This is a genomic window from Streptomyces sp. NBC_00885 (assembly GCF_045207475.1).
GTDB lineage: Bacteria > Actinomycetota > Actinomycetes > Streptomycetales > Streptomycetaceae > Streptomyces.
This window is the reverse complement of the sequence record NZ_CP108796.1, coordinates 2,230,007-2,250,023: the sequence shown is the minus strand read 5'-3', so window position 1 is coordinate 2,250,023 and position 20,017 is coordinate 2,230,007. Positions and strand designations below refer to the sequence as shown.

Sequence of the window (20,017 nt, the reverse complement as noted above, 5' to 3'; positions counted from 1 at the left end):
ATCATCGCCGCAGGCGAGCGTACCTGCGAGTCCGGCACAGGTGGACGGCAACACCCCTCCGAACCGGATACCCTTTGAGCTGACACGCGACGATCCCACAACAGCACACGCGGCCGAGGAGTCACCCGGATGAGCACCACCCAGAGCGAGAGGCTGCGCGGGCTTCTGGAACCGCTCGTCAGCGCCGCGGACCTGGATCTGGAAGAGATCGAGGTGTCCCGGGCGGGCAAGCGCCGCATGCTGAGGATCATCGTGGACTCCGACGAGGGCGCCACGCTGGACGCTTGTGCCGAGCTGAGCCGCGTCATCTCGCAGAAGCTCGACGAGACGGACGCGATGGGCGAGGACGAGTACGTACTCGAAGTGAGCTCGCCCGGCGCCGACCGCCCTCTGACTGAGCACCGCCACTACGTTCGCGCGACCGGCCGCCTCGTGAAGCTCCAGCTGCACGAGAGTGGCGAGCTGGTCGCGCGCATCCTCACCGTGGACGACGAGGGACTCGACCTCGAGGTGCCGGGTGTGAAGGGGCGCAGGCCCACCGCCCGCCGGGTCACCTTCGCGGAGATCGCGAAGGCCCGCGTGGAGATCGAGTTCAACCGCAAGGACAAGAAGGAAGAGGAGGCGTAGCCGTGGACATCGACGTAAAGCTCCTGAAGGGCTTGGCACAAGAGAAGGAGATCCCCTTCGACCTGCTGGTCGAGGCGATCGAGTCGGCCCTCCTCATCGCGTACCACCGCACCGAGGGCAGCCGCCGGCACGCCCGCGTCGTGCTGAGCCGGGACACCGGCCATGTGACGGTGTGGGCGAAGGAGGACGCTGCCGACCTCGAAGAGGGTCAGGAGCCCAAGGAGTTCGACGACACTCCCTCCGACTTCGGCCGGATCGCGGCCACGACCGCCCGCCAGGTCATCCAGCAGCGCCTGCGGGACGCCGAGAACGACGTCACCTTCGGTGAGTACGCCCGCCGTGAGGGCGATGTCGTCGCCGGCATGGTGCAGCAGGGCAAGGACCCAAAGAACGTCCTGGTCAGGCTGGACGACAAGCTCGAGGCCATCCTTCCGGTGCAGGAGCAGGTGCCGGGCGAGGAGTACACCCACGGCCTGCGCCTGCGTACGTATGTCGTACGCGTCGCCAAGGGTGTGCGCGGCCCGTCCGTGACCCTGTCGCGCACCCACCCGAACCTGGTGAAGAAGCTCTTCGCGCTGGAAGTTCCGGAGATCGCGGACGGCAGTGTCGAGATCGCCGCGATCGCCCGAGAGGCCGGTCACCGCACCAAGATCGCCGTCCGTTCGACCCGTTCGGGCCTCAATGCCAAGGGCGCCTGCATCGGCCCGATGGGCGGCCGTGTGCGTAATGTCATGGCCGAGCTGCACGGCGAGAAGATCGACATCGTGGACTGGTCGGACGACCCGGCCGAGATGGTGGCGAACGCCCTCTCGCCGGCCCGCGTCAGCAAGGTGGAGGTCGTCGACCTCGGCGCCCGCTCCGCACGGGTGACCGTGCCCGACTACCAGCTGTCGCTGGCGATCGGCAAGGAAGGGCAGAACGCCCGCCTGGCCGCCCGCCTCACCGGCTGGCGCATCGACATCCGTCCCGACACGGAGCAGACCGGCGAGCAGGGTTCCGACCACCGCTCAGACCAGCGCTGAGGAATGAATCCGGCTGGGACGCCGTTGCGCTGACGGTGGCGCCCGGCCGCGATCAAGACAACAACCGTTCGATTCTTGCCCCAAAGGGGTGAGGTCGGTGCGGGGAGGTAGACTGAAGGTGTCTGGCCGGACGCGCGCCCGCGCATGCCCTGAGCGAACCTGTGTGGGATGCCGGGAGCGGGCGGCCAAGAGCGATCTGCTGCGCATCGTGGTGACCGGAGACGCCTGCGTCCCCGATGATCGCGGTACGCTGCCCGGCCGGGGTGCATATGTACACCCCGCCTTGGTCTGTCTCGACCTGGCGGTTCGCCGCCGGGCGTTTCCCAGGGCCTTCAGGGCCAAGGGACCGCTCGATACCGCCGATGTACGGCGGTATGTCGAGCAGGCAGCACAGTAAGAAGAGAACGGCACGGGACCCCGTGCGGTCAGGTACCTCGCGAGTTGGAAGTAGGTCGAGATTGCGATGAGCACTCGATGAGTACGCGATGAGTACGCCCATGAAGTAGCGACGGTCCGGCGGTAACCCGGACCTAAAAGGAGCGAAGTGGCTAAGGTCCGGGTATACGAACTCGCCAAGGAGTTCGGTGTGGAGAGCAAGGTCGTCATGGCCAAGCTCCAAGAACTCGGTGAATTCGTCCGTTCGGCGTCCTCGACGATCGAGGCGCCGGTTGTACGTAAATTGACTGACGCTTTGCAGGGACCCGGCGGCACCGCCGGCAAGTCCGCTGCCAAGCCCGGCGCGCCCCGCAAGGCCGCGCCCGCCAAGCCTGCTGCGCCGTCCCCGGCGTCGTCGGCCCGTCCCGCTGCCCCCAAGCCCGGCGTCCCGGCCCCCAAGCCGGCCGCAGCCGAGGCTCCGGCGAGCAGCGCCCCCTCCGTGGCCCCGGCCTCCACGGGTCCGCGTCCGGGCCCCAAGCCCGCACCGGCCAAGCCCGCTCCGGCGGCTCCGGTGCCTGCGGCCGAGTTCTCGGCCCCGGCTCCGGCCCAGCCCGCCGCGCCGCAGGCCCCGCGTCCCGCGGGTGCCACTCCCGGCCCGCGTCCCGCCCGTCCGGCTCCGGCCGGCGGTCAGCGTGACGGCGGCCGTGACGGTGGCCGTGGTGGCGAGCGTCCCGCACGTCCCGCCGGTCAGGGCGCCGCGCGTCCCGGCGGTCGCCCGGCCGGTCCCCGTCCGGGCAACAACCCCTTCACCTCGGGTGGATCCACCGGTATGGCGCGCCCGCAGGCGCCCCGTCCGGGTGGTGCCCCGCGCCCCGGCGGCGGTCAGGACCGTCCCGGCGCCCCGCGTCCGCAGGGTGGTCCCGGCGGTGCTCCCCGGCCGCAGGGTCAGGGCGGCGCCCGTCCGAGCCCCGGCGGCATGCCGCGTCCGCAGGCTCCCCGCCCCGGTGGCGGCCCCGCGGGTAACCGCCCGAACCCGGGCATGATGCCGCAGCGTCCCGCTGCCAGCCCCCGTCCTGGTGGCGGTCCCGGTGGCGGCGGTGGCCGTGGTCCCGGTGGCGGCGGCGGTCGTCCCGGCGGTGCCGGTGGCGGTCGTCCCGGTGGTGGCGGCGGCGGTTTCGCCGGTCGTCCGGCCGGTCCCGGTGGCGGTCGTCCCGGTGGCGGCGGCGGCGGTTTCGCCGGTCGTCCCGGTGGCGGTGGCCCCGGTGGTGGCGGCGGCTTCGGTGGCGGCGGTGGCCGTCCCGGCTTCGGCGGACGTCCGGGTGGTCCCGGCGGCCGTGGTGGCACGCAGGGCGCCTTCGGCCGTCCCGGCGGCCCGGCGCGTCGTGGCCGTAAGTCGAAGCGGCAGAGGCGCCAGGAGTACGAGGCCATGCAGGCCCCGTCGGTCGGCGGTGTGATGCTGCCTCGCGGCAACGGCGAGACCGTTCGCCTGTCGCGCGGTGCGTCCCTCACCGACTTCGCGGAGAAGATCAACGCCAACCCGGCGTCGCTCGTCGCCGTGATGATGAACCTCGGCGAAATGGTCACGGCCACGCAGTCGGTCTCCGACGAGACGCTGCAGCTGCTGGCCGACGAGATGAACTACACGGTTCAGATCGTCAGCCCCGAGGAGGAGGACCGCGAGCTTCTCGAGTCCTTCGACATCGAGTTCGGCGAGGACGAGGGCGGCGAGGAGATGCTCGTCTCCCGTCCGCCGGTCGTGACCGTCATGGGTCACGTCGACCACGGTAAGACCCGACTGCTGGACGCGATCCGCAAGACGAACGTCGTTGCGGGCGAGGCCGGCGGTATTACGCAGCACATCGGTGCGTACCAGGTCGGCACCGAGGTCAACGGTGAAGAGCGCAAGATCACCTTCATCGACACCCCGGGTCACGAGGCGTTCACCGCCATGCGTGCCCGTGGTGCCAAGTCCACCGACATCGCGATCCTCGTGGTGGCGGCGAACGACGGTGTGATGCCCCAGACGATCGAGGCGCTGAACCACGCCAAGGCGGCCGGTGTGCCGATCGTGGTCGCGGTCAACAAGATCGACGTCGAGGGCGCGGACCCGACCAAGGTGCGCGGTCAGCTGACCGAGTTCGGTCTGGTGGCCGAGGAGTACGGCGGCGACACCATGTTCGTCGACATCTCCGCCAAGCAGGGTCTGCACATCGACTCCCTGCTGGAGGCCGTGGTCCTCACCGCGGACGCTTCGCTCGACCTCCGGGCGAACGCCGAGATGGACGCGCAGGGTATTGCGATCGAGGCCCACCTCGACCGCGGCCGCGGTGCCGTCGCCACTGTGCTCGTCCAGCGCGGAACGCTCCGCGTCGGCGACACGATGGTCGCTGGCGACGCGTACGGCCGAGTCCGCGCGATGCTCGACGACAACGGCAACAACGTCGAGGAAGCGGGTCCGTCGACCCCCGTCCTGGTCCTGGGTCTCACCAACGTCCCCGGCGCCGGCGACAACTTCCTGGTCGTGGACGAGGACCGTACGGCCCGTCAGATCGCTGAGAAGCGTGCTGCGCGTGAGCGCAACGCCGCCTTCGCCAAGCGCACCCGCCGGGTGTCCCTCGAGGACCTCGACAAGGTGCTCAAGGCCGGTCTGGTGCAGGATCTCAACATCATCATCAAGGGCGACGCGTCCGGTTCGGTGGAGGCTCTCGAGTCCTCGCTGCTCCAGCTCGACGTCGGCGAAGAGGTCGAGATCCGTGTCCTGCACCGTGGTGTGGGTGCGGTCACCGAGTCCGACATCGACCTGGCGATGGGCTCCGACGCCATCGTCATCGGCTTCAACGTCCGTGCGGCCGGCCGTGCCGCGCAGATGGCGGAGCGCGAGGGCGTCGACGTCCGCTACTACTCGGTGATCTACCAGGCCATCGAGGAGATCGAGGCGGCCCTCAAGGGCATGCTCAAGCCGGAGTACGAAGAGGTCGAGCTCGGTACGGCGGAGATCCGCGAGGTCTTCCGCTCGTCCAAGCTGGGCAACATCGCGGGTGTTCTCATCCGTTCCGGCGAGGTCAAGCGCAACACCAAGGCCCGCCTCATCCGCGACGGCAAGGTCATCGCGGAGAGCCTCAACATCGAGGGTCTGCGCCGCTTCAAGGACGACGTCACTGAGATCCGCGAAGGCTTCGAGGGCGGTATCAACCTCGGAAACTTCAACGACATCAAGATCGACGACGTCATCGCGACGTACGAGATGCGCGAGAAGCCTCGCGGCTGATCGACACCTCTGACCGGGGCCGGTCGACGGGACGTATTTCCGTCGATCGGCCCCGGCCGTTGCGTGTACGGTTCTTGTGTCCCTGCCAAGTCGTTGGCGGGGCCGTCGAACCCGTACCGGCGGGACATCCGGACATACATGTATGTGGGGACACTGTCCTTCGATCTGCTTCTCGGCGACGTACGGTCGCTGAAGGAGAAGCGTTCCGTGATCCGCCCGATCGTGGCCGAGCTCCAGCGCAAGTACGCGGTGAGCGCGGCCGAGACCGGCGGTCAGGATCTCCATCGCCGGGCCCAGATCGGCCTGGCCGTGGTGTCCGGGGAGACCGGGCATCTCACAGATGTACTCGACCGGTGCGAGCGCCTCGTCGCCGCCCGGCCCGAGGTGGAGCTGCTGTCGGTTCGACGCAGGCTCCACAGCGACGAAGACTGAATGAGCTGGGCACAGCAGGAAAAGGGAGAAGGACCAGTGGCCGACAACGCGCGGGCGAAAAAGCTGGCGGACCTCATCCGGGAGGTGGTCGCCGAGAAGATGCAGCGCGGCATCAAGGACCCGCGTCTGGGCACGCACGTGACCATCACGGACACCCGCGTCACCGGCGACCTGCGGGAGGCCACGGTCTTCTACACGGTCTACGGCGACGACGAGGACCGGGCGAGCGCGGCAGCCGGGCTGGAGAGCGCCAAGGGCGTCCTGCGGTCGGCGGTCGGAGCGGCGGCGGGGACGAAGTTCACGCCGACCCTGACCTTCGTGGCGGACGCCCTCCCGGAGAACGCCAAGACGATCGAGGACCTCCTCGACAAGGCACGGGCCTCCGACGCCAAGGTGCGCGAGGCGTCCTCGGGCGCGGCGTACGCCGGCGAGGCCGACCCGTACCGCAAGCCGGAGACCGATGACATGTCCGCCGCGGGTGGGGACGAAGCCTCCGAATGACGCAGCAGAACAAGACGCCGGACGGCCTTGTCATCGTCGACAAGCCGTCCGGCTTCACTTCGCACGACGTCGTCGCCAAGATGCGCGGGATCGCAAGGACCCGCCGCGTCGGGCATGCGGGGACGCTGGACCCCATGGCCACCGGTGTGCTGGTCCTGGGCGTCGAGAAGGCCACCAAACTCCTCGGTCACCTCGCACTGACCGAGAAGGAGTATCTCGGCACCATCAGGCTGGGGCAGAACACCGTCACCGACGACGCCGAGGGCGAGATCACGTCCTCCACGGACGCCTCCAAGGTGACCAGGGACGCGATCGACGCGGGCGTGGCCGCGCTGAGCGGCGACATCATGCAGGTGCCGTCCAAGGTCAGCGCCATCAAGATCGACGGCAAGCGGTCGTACGCGCGCGTGCGCGGGGGCGAGGACTTCGAGATCCCCGCCCGCCCGGTGACCGTCTCGGCCTTCCGCGTCTACGACGTACGGGAGGCGGAGGCCGAGGACGGGACTCAGGTCGTCGACCTGGTCGTCTCGGTCGTCTGCTCGTCCGGTACGTACATCCGCGCCCTCGCCCGTGACCTCGGGGCCGGTCTCGGTGTCGGCGGGCATCTCACGGCGCTGCGGCGCACCCGGGTCGGTCCCTACGGCCTGGACGCGGCGAAGACGCTGGAGCAGCTCCAGGAGGAGCTGATCGTGATGCCGATCGCCGACGCTGCCGCCGCGGCGTTCGCCCGCTGGGACGTGGACGACAAGCGCGCCAAGCTTCTCATCAACGGTGTACGGCTGGACATGCCCGCGTACGACACCGCGCCCGTGGCCGTCTTCGGGCCCGACGGCCGCTTCCTGGCACTGGTCGAGGAGCAGAAGGGCAAGGCCAAGAGCCTCGCCGTCTTCGGCTGACCGGGTCGGCCCCTGAGGTCCCATCGTGGAACGGGCAGGGCCACTGCCCGTTCCACGATCCCCCTCGCCCAAGGGTCTATCCGCCGCGCACCCGGGATTCACCACATCGGGGAGGCGCTCGGAGTGAACGGCGGTGTACTGGGGGGCGCGTTCACTACGCGACCTCTGCCGCGGAGGTGCCCGGCTCGGCCGCGCCCGTGGCGGCAGCCCGGAGCCGATGCGAACCGACGGCCGCGGGCATGGCAGTCTTAGACCTGCGTAATCGGCAATGACGTACACAGGTTCGGGCGAGGAGCGGTCACAGTGCAGCGCTGGCGTGGCTTGGAGGACATCCCCCAGGACTGGGGACGCAGCGTCGTCACCATCGGCTCCTACGACGGTGTGCACCGCGGACACCAGCTGATCATCGGCCGGGCCGTGGCCCGCGCCCGCGAGCTCGGCGTGCCCTCCGTCGTCGTGACCTTCGACCCGCACCCCAGCGAGGTCGTCCGCCCCGGCAGCCACCCGCCGCTGCTCGCACCGCACCACCGGCGGGCCGAGCTGATGGCCGAGCTGGGCGTCGACGCGGTCCTCATCCTTCCCTTCACGACCGAGTTCTCGAAGCTGTCGCCCGCGGACTTCATCGTGAAGGTGCTCGTCGACAAGCTGCACGCGCGGGCGGTCATAGAAGGCCCGAACTTCCGCTTCGGCCACAAGGCGGCGGGGAACGTCGGATTCCTCGCCGAGCTGGGCACGACGTACGACTACGAGGTCGAGGTCGTCGACCTCTACGTCAGCGGCGCGGCGGGGGGCGGCGAGCCGTTCTCCTCGACCCTGACCCGGCGCCTCATCGCCGAGGGCGACGTCGAGGGAGCGGCCGAAATCCTGGGCCGCCCGCACCGTGTCGAGGGCGTGGTGGTGCGGGGCGCGCAGCGCGGCCGCGAGCTGGGCTACCCGACGGCGAACGTGGAAACACTGCCGCACACCGCGATCCCGGCGGACGGGGTGTACGCGGGCTGGCTGACGGCGGACGGCGAAAGGATGCCGGCGGCGATCTCGGTCGGCACGAACCCCCAGTTCGACGGTACGGAGCGAACGGTGGAGGCGTACGCGATCGACCGGGTGGGGCTGGATCTGTACGGGCTGCATGTGGCGGTGGACTTCCTGGCGTATGTGAGGGGCCAGGAGAAGTTCGAGTCGATCGATGCGCTGCTGGACGCGATTGCGGCGGACGTGAAGAAGTGCCGCGAGCTGACGGGCGCGGCGTAGGCTCCTCTCGGTCCGCCCGGCTGCTCGGGCCTGCCGCGGGGCGGGGGTTCGGGGAGTGGGCCTCCGGGGCCGCGGACTCACGCCCGCACCTGAGCCGGGCCCGCGTCGACGGCTCGCGGCGCGAAGCTGCCGCAGGGGGAGTGGGGGCATCAGTTCGGGCCCGCCCCTGCGGCCTGCGGCGTGACGCTGCCGCAGGGGAGAGTGGGGCATCAGTCCGGGCCTGCACCTGCGGGTCGGCGGCGTGAAGCTGCTGCCAGCGGGGCAGTGGGGGCGTCAGCCCTGGCCCGCACCTGCGGGCTGCGGCGCGAAGCTGCCGCTTCGGGTGTGGGGCGTCAGCCCCACGTGAACCTCTTCTGGGGCCTGGGGGCGAAGCCCCCAGTTTCGGGAAGGGGCGGGTTGGGGGACACAACCCCCTCACGCCAGGTGGCACGCCACCCCCGCCCCACTCCCCAGCACCCCCACCTCCCCCGTCCTGCACATCTCCGCCACCCCCGCCCTCTCCGCTTCCCCCGACGCCAGCACCTGGCAGCGCGCGTGGAAGCGGCAGCCGGGCGGGATGCGGGACGGGTCGGGGGGTTCGCCCGTGAGGATGACCGGGGGGACGTCCGATTCCGGGAGGACCGAGAGCAGGGCCTGGGTGTAGGGGTGGCGGGGCGACGTCAGGACCTCCTCGACCGTGCCCGACTCCACGATCCGGCCCAGGTACATCACCGCCACCCGGTCCGCGATGTTCCACGCGAGACCGAGGTCGTGGGTCACCACGAGCGCGGACAGGCCCAGTTCGTCCCGCAGGCGCAGCAGGAGCGCGAGGATTTCGCCGCGTACGGACGCGTCCAGTGAGGCCACCGGCTCGTCCGCGACGATCAGTTCGGGCTCCAGGACCAGCGCGCCCGCGATGACGACGCGCTGGCGCTGGCCGCCGGAGAGCTCGTGCGGGTAGCGGAGGAAGAAGCGTTCGGGGGGACGCAGGCCCGCGCGCGAGAGGGCCCGGGAGACCGCCGAGTGCTCGTCGCCCGGGTACCCGTGGATCCGCAGGCCCTCGGCCACCGCCTCATACACCGTGTGCCGCGGGTTGAGCGAGCCGCTCGGGTCCTGGAGGACGAGCTGCACGCGCTTGCGGTAGGCCTTGAGCGCACGCGAGCCGTAGCCGAGCGGCATGCCGCCGAAGGTGACCCGCCCCGACGTCGGCGCCACGAGGCCGAGCAGCGAGCGCGCCAGTGTCGTCTTGCCGCAGCCGGACTCGCCGACCAGGGCCACGATCTCGCCCGCGCCGATGTCGAGGTCGACCCCGTCGACGGCACGGGCGGTCGGGCCGCCGCGCCGCCCGGGGAAGGTGACATGCAGTCCGGCGGCCGAGAGGAGGGGGGTGGGCAAGGTGGTCACAGGGCTTTCTCCGTCCGTACGGGCGCGCCCACATGCACGCATGCCGCCAGGTGCCCCTCGCCGGCCGCGACCAGGGTCTGGTCCTCGTGGGCGCAGGCGTCCACCGCGACCGGGCAGCGCGGGTGGAACGTACAACCGCCCGGCAGCGCGGAGGGATCGGGCGGATCGCCCGGCAGACCGCGTGGCGCCCGGCGGGCGGCCGCGTCGCCGATGCGCGGGAAGGCAGCGGACAGGGCCCGCCCGTACGGGTGCGAGGCCGCGCCGTACACCGCCCGCGCCGGGCCCTCCTCGACGATCCGGCCCGCGTACATCACCGCCAGCCGGTCGCAGGTGTCCGCCAGCACGGCCAGATCGTGGCTGATCATCAGCAGGCTGATGTCCTGCTCGGCGACCAGTTGCTCGATCAGCCGCAGGATCTGCGCCTGGATCATGACGTCGAGGGCGGTCGTCGGCTCGTCCGCCACGATCAGCCGTGGTTCGCAGGCGAGCGCCATCGCGATCATCACGCGCTGGCGCTGGCCGCCGGACAGTTCGTGCGGATACGCGTCCGCGCGGGCGACCGGCAGCCCGACCTGCGCCAGCAGTTCGCGGACGCGTCTGTTCGCCTCGGCCTGTGTGGTCCTGTGGTGCAGCACAATCGGCTCGGCGATCTGGTCGCCGATCCGGTGCACCGCGTTGAGCGAATGCATCGCGCCCTGGAAGACGATCGACGCACCGGCCCAGCGCACGGCCCGCAGCCGCCCCCACTTCATGGTGAGGACGTCCTCCCCGTCGAGGAGGATCTCGCCGCTCAGGTGCGCGGAGGCGGGCAGCAGTCGCAGCAGCGCCAGTGCCACGGTGGACTTGCCGCAGCCGGACTCGCCCGCGATGCCCAGCTTCTGCCCGGCGGCCACGCTCAGATCGACGCCGCGTACGGCGGGGACCGCCCGGGCCCCCGAACCGTAGGTCACCGAGAGGTCTTTGACTTCGAGCAGGCGCTGCGCCGTCATCGGGTCACCCCCAGCTTCGGGTTGAGCACGGCCTCGATGGCCCGCCCGCACAGCGTGAACGCGAGCGCCACCAGCGCGATCGCGATCCCGGGCGGCGCCAGATACCACCAGTGGCCGGACGAGACAGCGCCCGCCTCCCGTGCGTCCTGGAGCATGCCGCCCCAGGAAACCACGGACGGATCGCCGAGCCCGAGGAAGGCCAGCGTCGCCTCCGTAAGGATCGCGGTCGAGATGCCCAGCGTCGTCTGGGCGAGGACGAGCGGCATGACGTTCGGCAGCACATGGCGGGTCATGACGTGGCTGTGGCCGCCGCCGAGTGCCCTGGCGCGTTCGATGTACGGACGCGATTCGACCGCGATCGTCTGCGCCCGCACCAGCCGGGCGGTGGTCGGCCAGCTGGTGACGCCGATCGCCAGGATCACCGTCCACACGCTCCGGGACATCACGGTCGCCAGGACGATCGCCAGCACCAGCGTCGGCATCACAAGGAACCAGTCCGTGACCCGCATGAGGACCGTCGAGAACCAGCCGCCGTAATGACCGGCGATGATGCCGACGAGCGTGCCGATGGCCACCGAGAGGGAGGCCGCGAGCAGCCCGACGGTGAGGGAGATCCGCGCGCCCCACACCAGCAGCCCGAGCAGGGAGCGCCCGAACTGGTCGGTGCCGAGAGGGAATTGACTGCTCGGCGGCTCCAGCGCGGTGCCGGGCGCGTTGGTCACGCTCTGCACGTCGCTGCCGACGAGCAGCGGCGCGGCGAGCGCGATCAGGGCGATGACGGCGAGCCCGCCGAGGCCGAAGAGCCCCGCCCGGTGAGTGCGGTACGCGTGCCAGAAGCGGGACACCGAATCGCGGCGCCGCGTCCACGTGAGAGCTGCGGCGGTCGTCATCGGCCCACCCGGGGATCGAGCAGCGGATAGAGGAGGTCGGCGAGCAGGTTCATCAGGATCATCGCCCCCGCGAAGACCACGAACAGGCCCTGGACGAGGGGCAGATCGGGCACACTCAGCGCCTGGTAGAACAGCCCGCCGAGCCCCGGCCAGGAGAACACCGTCTCCACCAGGATCGAACCGGCCGCCACATGGCCCAGGTTGATGAAGACCATGGTGACGGTGGGCAGCAGTGCGTTGGGCACCGCATGCCTGCGGCGTACCGCGTCGTCCCGCAGCCCCTTCGCCCGTGCCGTCGTCAGATAGTCGCTGCCCATCTCGTCCAGCAGCGAGGAGCGCATCACCAGCAGCGTCTGCGCGTATCCGACCGCGACCAGGGTGATCACCGGCAGCACCATGTGGTGGGCCACATCGACGGCGTACGCGAAACCGGTCGCGTCGCCCGACTCCATGCCGCCGGTCGGGAACAGACCGGGGATCGGCCCCACCCCCACCGAGAAGGTGATGATCAGGAGCAGTCCGAGCCAGAAGGACGGAACGGACCACAGGGTCAGCGCCACTCCCGTGTTGAGCCGGTCGCCGGTGCTGCCGTGGCGCCAGGCCGAGCGGGTGCCGAGCCAGAGCCCGATCGCCGAGTAGATCACCACGGCGACACCGGTGAGCAGGAGCGTCGCGGGCAGCTTCTGTGTGATCAGCTCCCCGACGGGCGCGTGGAACTGGTACGACCTGCCGAGGTCGCCGGTCAGCGCTTTGCCGCAGTAGTCCGTGAACTGCTGCCACATCGGCTGGTCGAGGCCGAACTGGCGTCGCAGCGCGGCCAGTTGCTCGGCGGACGTCGGCGCGCCGTGCGTCATGGCCTTCACCGGATCGCCGGGAATGATCCGGAAGAGGAAGAAGCTCGTGACGAGGACGGCGAGCAGCGAGACGGCCGCGCCGCCCAGCTTGCCCGCCACATAGCGGATGTACGCGCGGGTGCTGCCGCTCGCGGCACGGGCCTCGGGGGCCCGGGCCACGGCGGCAGTGCCCGTCGTGCCGGTCGTGCTCGTGGTGCTCATCGGCTACTCACGGTCTTCCGCGGTGGAACGGCGGCGCATCGCGAGGAGGAAACCAGCTGCGGCGCCGAGGACCACGACCACGCCGATGCCGACCACGACGCCCGTGGAGGTGCCGCTGTCGGAGCCGCCGTCACCCGCGGCCGGCTCGGCCGACCACCAGCTCCAGTAACCGTCCTGGCCCCAGAGATTGCCCGCGGCCTCCGGCATCGTCGTGATGGACTTGATCTGGTCGGTGCGGTAGGCCTCGACGGCGTTCGGATACGCGAGGACATTCATGTAGCCCGTGTCGTACAGCCGCGATTGCAGCTGCTTGACCAGCGCGGCCCGCTTGGCGGTGTCGTACTCCGCGGTCTGCTGCGCGTACAGCCCGTCGAACTGCTGGTCGCAGATGAAGTTGTCCGTCGCGCCGGCGTCCTCGGGCGTGGCCGGGAGCGCGGAGCAGGTGTGGATGGACAGGACGAAATCCGGGTCCGGGTTGACCGACCAGCCGTCGAAGGCCAGGTCGTAATCGCCCTTGATCCAGGGGTCGGAGACATTGTCCAGACAGTCGACCTTGAGCCCGACGCCGAGCTCGCCCCACCATTCCTGCAGGTACTTGCCGACCGCCTTGTCGTTGGGGTCGGTGGCGTGGCAGAGAATGCGCAGATCGAGCAGCTTGCCGTCCTTGCCGACGCGCTTGCCGCCGCTGTTTTTCCGGTAGCCCGCCCGATCGAGGAGGGCTGCCGCCTTCGCCGGGTCGTAGGCGATCCTCTGGCTCGCTTCGGGCTTGAAGAAGTACGAGCCGAAGCGGGGCGGGATATAGCCCTCGCCCTCCACGGCATGGCCCTGGAAGACCTTGTCGACAAGCGTCCTGCGGTCGGTGGCATGGAACAGGGCCTTGCGTACGGCCGGTTCGAGCAGCGCTTTGTGGCCGCTGCCGAAGGTCTTGCCGTCCTTGGACCTGGCTCCCGGGTTGGTGGCGAGGGCGAAGAAGCGGCGGCCCGGAGCGTCGTTGACCTTGATGTTCCTGTCGCGCCCCAGGGCGGTGGCCTGGGCGGGGGTGAGGCCCTGGACGAAGGAGACCTCGCCCTTCTGCAGTGCGGCGACGGCCGCGTCACCGTCCTTGTAGTACTTGAGCACCAGCTCGTCGAACTTGGGCGCGCCGCGCCAGAAGTCCTTGTTGGGCTTGAGCTTGACGAACTGGTCGACCTTGAAGTCGGTGATGACGAAGGGGCCGTTGCCGACGATCGGGAACTGCTTGTCGTTGTTGAACTTCGAGAAGTCGCCGACCTTCTCCCAGATGTGCTTGGGCACGATCGGGACGTCCAGCGCCAGCATGGTGGCCTGCGGCTTCTTCAGCTCGATGACCAGGGTCTCGGGGTCCGGCGCCGTGACCTTCCTGAAGTTGGCTGTGAAGCTGCCGTTGGCGGTGGCGGCGTTCGGGTCCGTCATCATCTTGTTGAAGGTCCAGGCGGCGTCCTCGGCGGTCGCCTGCTGTCCGTCGGACCACGTGGAGTCCTTGCGGATGGTGTACGTCCACGTCAGCTTGTCCGGGGACGTCTTCCACTCCGTGGCGAGACCGGGGATCGGGTGCGCGTCCTTGACGTCGTAGTTCGTCAGGTACTCGTACGCCAGCCGGTGGACGCTGGTGCTGACCAGCTTCTGCGCGAGGAACGGGCTGAGCGAGTCCACGCTCTGCGAGACGGCGACGGTGAGGACCTTCTTGCCACCGTCGTTCTTGCCACCGTCGTCGGCGGCCCCGGCTGGAGGGGTCGCCGAACCGGCCAGCAGTATGGCGGCGCCGGAGGCCAGCAGCAGTCGGATGCGGGGCGCATTCTTATGGACCATGAGACGGGGACCTCGCGTCGTCACTCGCTCGGAAAGGCGGCTTGATGCCTGGCTCGCCAGCTGGTGAAGCGAAGGTTTATCAGCGGTGGCCGAGTCGAGTCAACGGTCCGTCAGATGTCGTCTGGGCTGCGCGAATGCGCTGAGGGCCCGCGCCGTCGGGACGGTGCGGGCCCTCATTGGTCGAGACCTCTGCTGCGCTACTGCTGAGGGGCTGGCGGTGCCTGCGGAGGCTGCTGCTGAGGCCATCCGCCGGGCGGCACAGGCCCCTGGAGATCCTGCTGTCCAGGACCACCCGACTGGCCCTGCTGAGCGGGCTGTCCGGGGTGCCCGGGCTGTCCGGGCGGCGGTCCGGCCGGGTTCGCGGGGGACTGGGCCTGGGAGGGGTGCGACTGCTGCCAGCCCTGCGGCGGGTAGGGCTGCTGGGGCGGCTGCTGGCCCGGGTACGGCTGCGGCGGCTGAGCCTGCGGGTAGGGACCCTGCGGATAGGGCTGCTGGCCTCCGTACGGCGGCTGCGGATGCGGCTGGTGGGGCTGGGGCTGGGGCTGGTGAGGCAGCGGCTGGTGGGGCTGCTGAGGGGGGTACGGCTGGCCGGGCATCGGCTGGCCCGGTACCTGCTGACCGGGCACCTGCTGCTGGCCCGGCATCGGCGGAGCCAGGTGCGGCGGCGGGTTGCCGTCCGCCGTCCACAGCCCTTGCTGCTGCTGGGCGCGTACGAAGTCCTCGGCGATGAGGGCCGAGAGGTTGAAGTACGACTCACGGGTCTTGGGCCGCATCATGTCGAGGTCGACCTCGGCACCGGCCGCGAGGTGCTCGTCGAAGGGCACCACGATCACCCCGCGGCAGCGCGTCTGGAAGTGCTGCACGATGTCGTCGACCTTGATCATCTTGCCGGTCTCGCGGACTCCGGAGATGACCGTGATGGACCGCTGCACCAGGTCCGCGTACCCGTGCGCCGACAGCCAGTCGAGCGTCGTCGACGCACTGCTCGCACCGTCCACGGACGGCGTCGAGATGATGATCAACTGGTCGGCCAGATCCAGCACCCCGCGCATCGCGCTGTAGAGCAGACCGGTGCCGGAGTCGGTGAGGATGATCGGGTACTGCTTGCCCAGCACGTCGATCGCGCGCCGGTAGTCCTCGTCGTTGAAGGTCGTCGAGACGGCCGGGTCCACGTCGTTGGCGATGATCTCCAGACCGGAGGGCGCCTGCGAGGTGAACCGGCGGATGTCCATGTACGAGTTGAGGTACGGGATCGCCTGGACCAGATCCCGGATGGTCGCCCCGGTCTCACGGCGCACGCGACGGCCGAGCGTACCCGCGTCGGGGTTGGCGTCGATCGCCAGGATCTTGTCCTGCCGCTCGGTGGCCAGGGTCGAGCCCAGCGCGGTGGTCGTCGTGGTCTTGCCGACACCGCCCTTGAGGCTGATGACCGCGATCCGGTAGCAGGACAGCACCGGCGTACGGATGAGTTCGAGCTTGCGCTGGCGCTCGGCTTCTTCCTTCTTGCCGCCGATCTTGAACCGGGCGGAGGCGCCGGGGTTACGGCTGCTCTTGGCCTTCTGCTTGTTGTTGCGCAGGAGGCGGTCGGAGGACAGCTCGACGGCTGCGGTGTACCCGAGGGGCGCACCCGGCACGGAACGCTCGCGCTGGTCGTGCGTGACCGGAGTGGGCCAGGCGGCACCGGCACGCGGATCGGAGGGCCCGACCGGCGGCTGGGGCTGGGGCAGCGCCTGTGGGTGGGCCTGCGGGTGGGACTGCTGCGCGGGGAGATGGGGCGTGGCGGGCGCGGGAAGATTCGGCGTCTGCGGCGCCTGGGGCATCTGGGGCGGCAGTGGTACGGGTGCGTTCGCGCCGGGCTGCTGGCCGGGCTGAGGGAACCCGTAACCGCCCGGGGGGCCGGGGGTGTTGGGGCCGGGAACGGCCGGCGGCAGTGGGGCGGCGGGTGTGGGCTGTGCGGGCTGCCCGGTCTGCGGGAAGCCGTAACCGCCCTGCTGTGCGGGCTGCTGCCCGGGCTGGGGGAAGCCGTAACCACTCTGCGGGGCTGCGGGCGCGGGCTGTCCGGCCTGACCCGGCTGGCTCGCCTGGCCTGGCTGGGGGAAGCCGTAACCGCCCTGCGGAGCCGCGGACTGCTCGGCGGTCTGCGGAGACACGGGCCACTGCGGCGCCGAGGTCGGCGCGGCCGGCTGGAAGGCGGGCGGCAGGGGCAGCGGCGGCTCGCCACCCTGCACCTGCGCGGGCGCCACGGGCGCCCAGGGCTGTGCGGGCGCAGGGGCGGGCGGTGCGTCCTGGGGCTCGTCGGCCACGGCGGGCACGGCGGGCACGGAGTCCTGCGGCACGGCGTCTTGCGGTACCGAGTCCTGCGGCACGGAGTCGGCCGGCTCCGCGGCCGCACCCTCAGAGGCGTCTTCGTCACGAGGCTCGTCGGCCTCGGCCTCGTCGCCACCGTCGACGACGTCCTCGGCCGGCGTCTCTTCCGCATCCGCATCCGCATCCGCATCCGCATCCGCGGCCGTATCCGACGTCACGGCGGGCACGCCCGTGGCGTCCGCCTGGGGCTCGCCGGAACCCTCCGCGGCGCTCTCCGGGGCCGGTTCGGGAGCGGCCTCGGCCTGCTTGGCCGCCGCCCGCTCCTCCATCTCACGCTTCAGAGCGGCCGGGGAGAACCTCATGGTCGCCCCGCTCTCCAGATCGCCGCCACCGAAGGGCTGCGGCGCGGGCTCGGGGGCCGCCTCGGCGACGGGAGCCGGAGCCGGAGCCGTGGGAGGCGTCTGCTGCACGGGGACGGGCGCAGGCGCAGGAGCAGGTGCCTGCTGTACGGGCGCGGGCGCGGGGGCGGGTGATGGCGCGGGCGCGGGTGCCGGGACCTGCGCCGGAGGAGGCGTAGGCGTCGGCGCCCAGTTCGGCTCGAAGCCACTGCCCGCCGGAAGCCCGGGCACGGCCACAGGCGCCCCGTTCGGCGGCGGGGGAGGCGGCGTCTGCCCGGCGCCCCCGCCCGATGTGTCGCCCGCGTTCTGCGTGTACCAGGCCGGCGGGGTGTAGTCGATGGTGAACTCACCCGTCAGCTCGGCGGGCTCCGCGTCGGACTGATCATCGACGGGAATGTTCCAGCCCCCGTGGATCTCGTCCCGATCGCCGTTCACTTTGCCTCCTGGTGTGGTCGAGCACCCTTGTGCCGTCGTGGGTGGGGGGCGACCTCTTCGTCCGATCGGCCCGGCTCTCCCCCTGGGGACGCGGCCACCATGCCCGCAGGTTCTCCTGCCGCGTCATGTCCCACCCTAATCGTCAACAACGCCCGACCGGCAGGCCCGACCGCCCGTCGTCCACTGTCCCGTACGTCACGCCGCGCCCCCAAGTGAGCCGGGTGCGGCCAAGCGCAAGGAAGCCGACAGGTCAAATCGGTACAAGTGCCCACGGACTTGCGACCGTCGTTCCCTCGTCAGTCCATCCGCCGGGCGCTGCCCAACAATCCGGTCTCGGCGTCCGTGGCCTGGGTCATGACGAACTGCCGGTCCCGCGCGGTGCACCAGAGTGTGACGCCGTCAGCGAGGGTGGACAGGGCCTCCGTCTCGGCACGGGGGAGATGCATGATGCGGCCGATCTGCGCGGCCTCGTCCGGCGAGACGCGCTGGATGCCGACCAGAGCGGACTTCTCCATCAAGCGGGGGGCCACTGGACTGAGATACGGCAGCAGCGTGAGCACCGACTGCCAGGGGCCCGAGACCACCCGGCCGCGCGGCGGCCGCATTCCGCAGTCGCGGACGACGACAACCGGACTGCCCGCGGACGCACCCTGCGGCGGCACCCGCCCGACGTCGTGCAGCGAGATGACCTGCGTCCCCCCGCCCGCGGCCTGAGCCAGCGTCGTCCAGGCGTGCCCCCGGCCCGTCTCCACCGTGACCCGCGCTCCCGTCGCCGCTGCGCGCAGCGCGAGTACCTGCGCCGTCCACAGGCCGCCGATCAGCGTGACGTCGTAGGGGGTTGGCCGGTTGATGCCGAGCACGGCCGGTTTGGCCTGGGCGTCCACGCCGATGACCACGCCGTCGTCACCGACCGGCAGCGCGAGCGCGGCCAGTTGGTCCATCGACAGCGCGTGACGGTCCCTGCGTGGTCCGATCAGTCCGAAGCCGATACGCGGCCTGGCGGCAGACGAAGGCATCAGCGGGCTCCCCCGAGAGGCAGAGTGGCGAGCATCCCGGGCAGCTGTTCGCGGTCGAGCCGGACCAGACCGGTCTTCACTCCGCGGGCGGCGCGCTCCAGTTCATGGCGGGCGGCGACCAGCTCCTCGTCGCTGCGCCCGGTGATACGGACATGCCCGGTGACCGACACACCCTGCCGGTCACCTTGGCCCAGCGTGAGGCTGAAGGTCGTGGCCAGCGCGGGAATCGAGGTGAGCAGGGCGACAAGCTGCGGCATCGGGGCCCCGCCGCCGCCGAGTTGGGGCCAGCGGCCCACCCAGTACGTGGTGTGGCGGCGGTCGTCGACGCGCCAGGTGCGCGACGTCTCCTGGGTGCGCCGGGCGGGCGCCTCCGCCCGGCCCGCCTGGGCGATGGCCATGGGGCTGGCGCACGAGGACGTGGCGATGGCTGCCGTCAGCTCCTGCTCGGTCAGCACGGTCGCCCTGAACCCGGCGCCCGTGAGCCGGCTCGCCAGTTGGTCGGCGCTGCGCACGAGGCACTTCTGCGCGCCTTCGAGACCGCCGCCGCGCGCCGCGACGGCTTCTGGGCAGAGCTCCGGGTCGAGCTTGAGCGCGATCCAGGTGATACGGAGCGCGGGCGAGCCGGTCTGGGCCTGCAGGGGTGCGTAGTTGCGCGCGGCCACCGACTGCTGCGGCAGGTGTGGTGCGGGCGCGGGCTGCGTGTGCTGGACGATCTGGGCGGACTCCAGCCGTATGCCGTCGACGTCGAGCACGTCCCGTATGAGAGCCATCGGCAGTGGCCTGGCGGTGCGTTCGGGCCGCAGGGCCGTCGCGTCGGACTCGACCTGCAGCAAGGTGGTGAGGAAGGTTCCGTCGCCGATCATGCCGACCGGGCGCCGGTCGCGGTCGCTGTAGGTGTACGTCCGCAGGGCGGGGTCGCACTCGACGGCGGGCGCGAGGCCCGGCTCCGTATCGGCGGGCAAAACCAGTGAAGCGGCCCTGCGCCTGCGTGCGCGCAGGGCGAAGACGGTCGCGAGCCATTCGGGCAGGGAGCGCCGGTGCCGGCGCAACAGCGCGAGCAGCACCAGCAACGCGGCCACCACGGCGGCCGGGACGAGCATCAAGGGGTCGATCACCCACGCCACAAGAAGCAGAGCGGCGGCGATCTCGATCAGTACGAGTTGTTGCAGTCGGAACGAACCGAAGTGCCCGGGTCGTGCCTTGAGCCGGGGTGCGGCCGGTGCCGGGGACGGCGCTGCGGGCCGCGCGGAGGTCTGGCCGTGGGCCGAGGGCCGTACCCGCGTCGCGGAAGCCATTATTCAGGCACCCCCCAGTTCATTAGGCCCCAATTCATCCCGATCACCCCTGT

General features: G+C 70.8%; 16 protein-coding genes. 8 read left to right on the top strand and 8 right to left on the bottom strand.

The window, feature by feature from the left end; translation table 11 throughout:
* Positions 1-129: 129 nt before the first annotated feature.
* The 8 genes from rimP to OHA61_RS09725 all read left to right on the top strand — a co-directional run bounded on the left by rimP (position 130) and on the right by OHA61_RS09725 (position 8,369).
* Positions 130-627 (top strand): ribosome maturation factor RimP, encoded by a 498-nt coding sequence (rimP, locus tag OHA61_RS09760; RefSeq protein WP_361912085.1) that lies wholly within the window; start codon positions 130-132, stop codon positions 625-627.
* 2 nt (positions 628-629) lie between these two features.
* Complete coding sequence (gene nusA / locus OHA61_RS09755) at positions 630-1,649, top strand: transcription termination factor NusA (protein ID WP_389372085.1); 1,020 nt, start codon at positions 630-632, stop codon at positions 1,647-1,649.
* 118 nt (positions 1,650-1,767) lie between these two features.
* Complete coding sequence (locus OHA61_RS09750; protein WP_324988990.1) at positions 1,768-2,046, top strand: YlxR family protein; 279 nt, start codon at positions 1,768-1,770, stop codon at positions 2,044-2,046.
* A 147-nt stretch (positions 2,047-2,193) separates the two neighbouring features.
* Entirely contained in the window at positions 2,194-5,292 is a 3,099-nt protein-coding gene (infB, locus tag OHA61_RS09745; RefSeq protein ID WP_406302737.1) for a translation initiation factor IF-2, read from the top strand.
* Positions 5,293-5,430: 138 nt separating this feature from the next.
* Positions 5,431-5,724, top strand: coding sequence for a DUF503 domain-containing protein (locus OHA61_RS09740; protein WP_266488968.1), 294 nt, complete (start codon positions 5,431-5,433; stop codon positions 5,722-5,724).
* Between the two features lie 36 nt (positions 5,725-5,760).
* The gene (gene rbfA, locus OHA61_RS09735; protein WP_324977698.1) at positions 5,761-6,225 is read left to right on the top strand and encodes a 30S ribosome-binding factor RbfA; all 465 of its coding nucleotides are present in this window, start codon (positions 5,761-5,763) and stop codon (positions 6,223-6,225) included.
* Entirely contained in the window at positions 6,222-7,121 is a 900-nt protein-coding gene (truB, locus tag OHA61_RS09730) for a tRNA pseudouridine(55) synthase TruB (protein ID WP_406302735.1), read from the top strand. The genes rbfA and truB overlap by 4 nt, the downstream gene beginning before the upstream one ends.
* A gap of 303 nt (positions 7,122-7,424) precedes the next feature.
* Positions 7,425-8,369: a bifunctional riboflavin kinase/FAD synthetase gene (locus OHA61_RS09725; protein WP_406302733.1), complete on the top strand. Its 945-nt coding sequence runs from the start codon at positions 7,425-7,427 to the stop codon at positions 8,367-8,369.
* A gap of 414 nt (positions 8,370-8,783) precedes the next feature.
* Here OHA61_RS09725 and OHA61_RS09720 read toward each other — a convergent pair whose 3' ends face one another.
* The 8 genes from OHA61_RS09720 to eccE form a co-directional block, all read right to left on the bottom strand.
* Positions 8,784-9,794, bottom strand: coding sequence for an ABC transporter ATP-binding protein (locus tag OHA61_RS09720; RefSeq protein WP_406302732.1), 1,011 nt, complete (start codon positions 9,792-9,794; stop codon positions 8,784-8,786).
* Positions 9,749-10,741: an ABC transporter ATP-binding protein gene (locus tag OHA61_RS09715; RefSeq protein ID WP_406302730.1), complete on the bottom strand. Its 993-nt coding sequence runs from the start codon at positions 10,739-10,741 to the stop codon at positions 9,749-9,751. Before OHA61_RS09715 ends, OHA61_RS09720 begins: the two co-directional genes overlap by 46 nt.
* Positions 10,738-11,631 (bottom strand): ABC transporter permease, encoded by an 894-nt coding sequence (locus tag OHA61_RS09710; RefSeq protein WP_406302728.1) that lies wholly within the window; start codon positions 11,629-11,631, stop codon positions 10,738-10,740. Before OHA61_RS09710 ends, OHA61_RS09715 begins: the two co-directional genes overlap by 4 nt.
* A complete protein-coding gene (locus OHA61_RS09705; RefSeq protein ID WP_361910139.1) occupies positions 11,628-12,686 on the bottom strand; it encodes an ABC transporter permease in 1,059 nt (352 codons plus the stop codon). The genes OHA61_RS09710 and OHA61_RS09705 overlap by 4 nt, the downstream gene beginning before the upstream one ends.
* Positions 12,687-12,689: 3 nt before the next feature.
* Positions 12,690-14,513: an ABC transporter substrate-binding protein gene (locus OHA61_RS09700; protein ID WP_406302726.1), complete on the bottom strand. Its 1,824-nt coding sequence runs from the start codon at positions 14,511-14,513 to the stop codon at positions 12,690-12,692.
* Between the two features lie 197 nt (positions 14,514-14,710).
* Positions 14,711-17,653 (bottom strand): SCO5717 family growth-regulating ATPase, encoded by a 2,943-nt coding sequence (locus tag OHA61_RS09695; protein WP_406302725.1) that lies wholly within the window; start codon positions 17,651-17,653, stop codon positions 14,711-14,713.
* A 296-nt stretch (positions 17,654-17,949) separates the two neighbouring features.
* Positions 17,950-18,669 carry a hypothetical protein gene (locus OHA61_RS09690; RefSeq protein WP_324983222.1) on the bottom strand — a complete coding sequence of 240 codons (720 nt, stop codon included), beginning with the start codon at positions 18,667-18,669 and terminating at the stop codon, positions 17,950-17,952.
* Entirely contained in the window at positions 18,669-19,964 is a 1,296-nt protein-coding gene (gene eccE / locus OHA61_RS09685; RefSeq protein ID WP_406302723.1) for a type VII secretion protein EccE, read from the bottom strand. The genes OHA61_RS09690 and eccE overlap by 1 nt, the downstream gene beginning before the upstream one ends.
* Between the last annotated feature and the right edge of the window lie 53 nt (positions 19,965-20,017).

Coding starts and splice junctions, on each gene's coding strand:
- rimP (WP_361912085.1), top strand. CDS start 130: ATGAGCACCACCCAGAGCGAGAGGCTGCGCGGGCTTCTGGAACCGCTC.
- OHA61_RS09740 (WP_266488968.1), top strand. CDS start 5,431: ATGTATGTGGGGACACTGTCCTTCGATCTGCTTCTCGGCGACGTACGG.
- truB (WP_406302735.1), top strand. CDS start 6,222: ATGACGCAGCAGAACAAGACGCCGGACGGCCTTGTCATCGTCGACAAG.
- OHA61_RS09720 (WP_406302732.1), bottom strand. CDS start 9,794: ATGCGTGCATGTGGGCGCGCCCGTACGGACGGAGAAAGCCCTGTGACC.
- OHA61_RS09715 (WP_406302730.1), bottom strand. CDS start 10,741: ATGACGGCGCAGCGCCTGCTCGAAGTCAAAGACCTCTCGGTGACCTAC.
- OHA61_RS09710 (WP_406302728.1), bottom strand. CDS start 11,631: ATGACGACCGCCGCAGCTCTCACGTGGACGCGGCGCCGCGATTCGGTG.
- OHA61_RS09705 (WP_361910139.1), bottom strand. CDS start 12,686: ATGAGCACCACGAGCACGACCGGCACGACGGGCACTGCCGCCGTGGCC.
- OHA61_RS09700 (WP_406302726.1), bottom strand. CDS start 14,513: ATGGTCCATAAGAATGCGCCCCGCATCCGACTGCTGCTGGCCTCCGGC.
- OHA61_RS09690 (WP_324983222.1), bottom strand. CDS start 18,669: ATGCCTTCGTCTGCCGCCAGGCCGCGTATCGGCTTCGGACTGATCGGA.
- eccE (WP_406302723.1), bottom strand. CDS start 19,964: ATGGCTTCCGCGACGCGGGTACGGCCCTCGGCCCACGGCCAGACCTCC.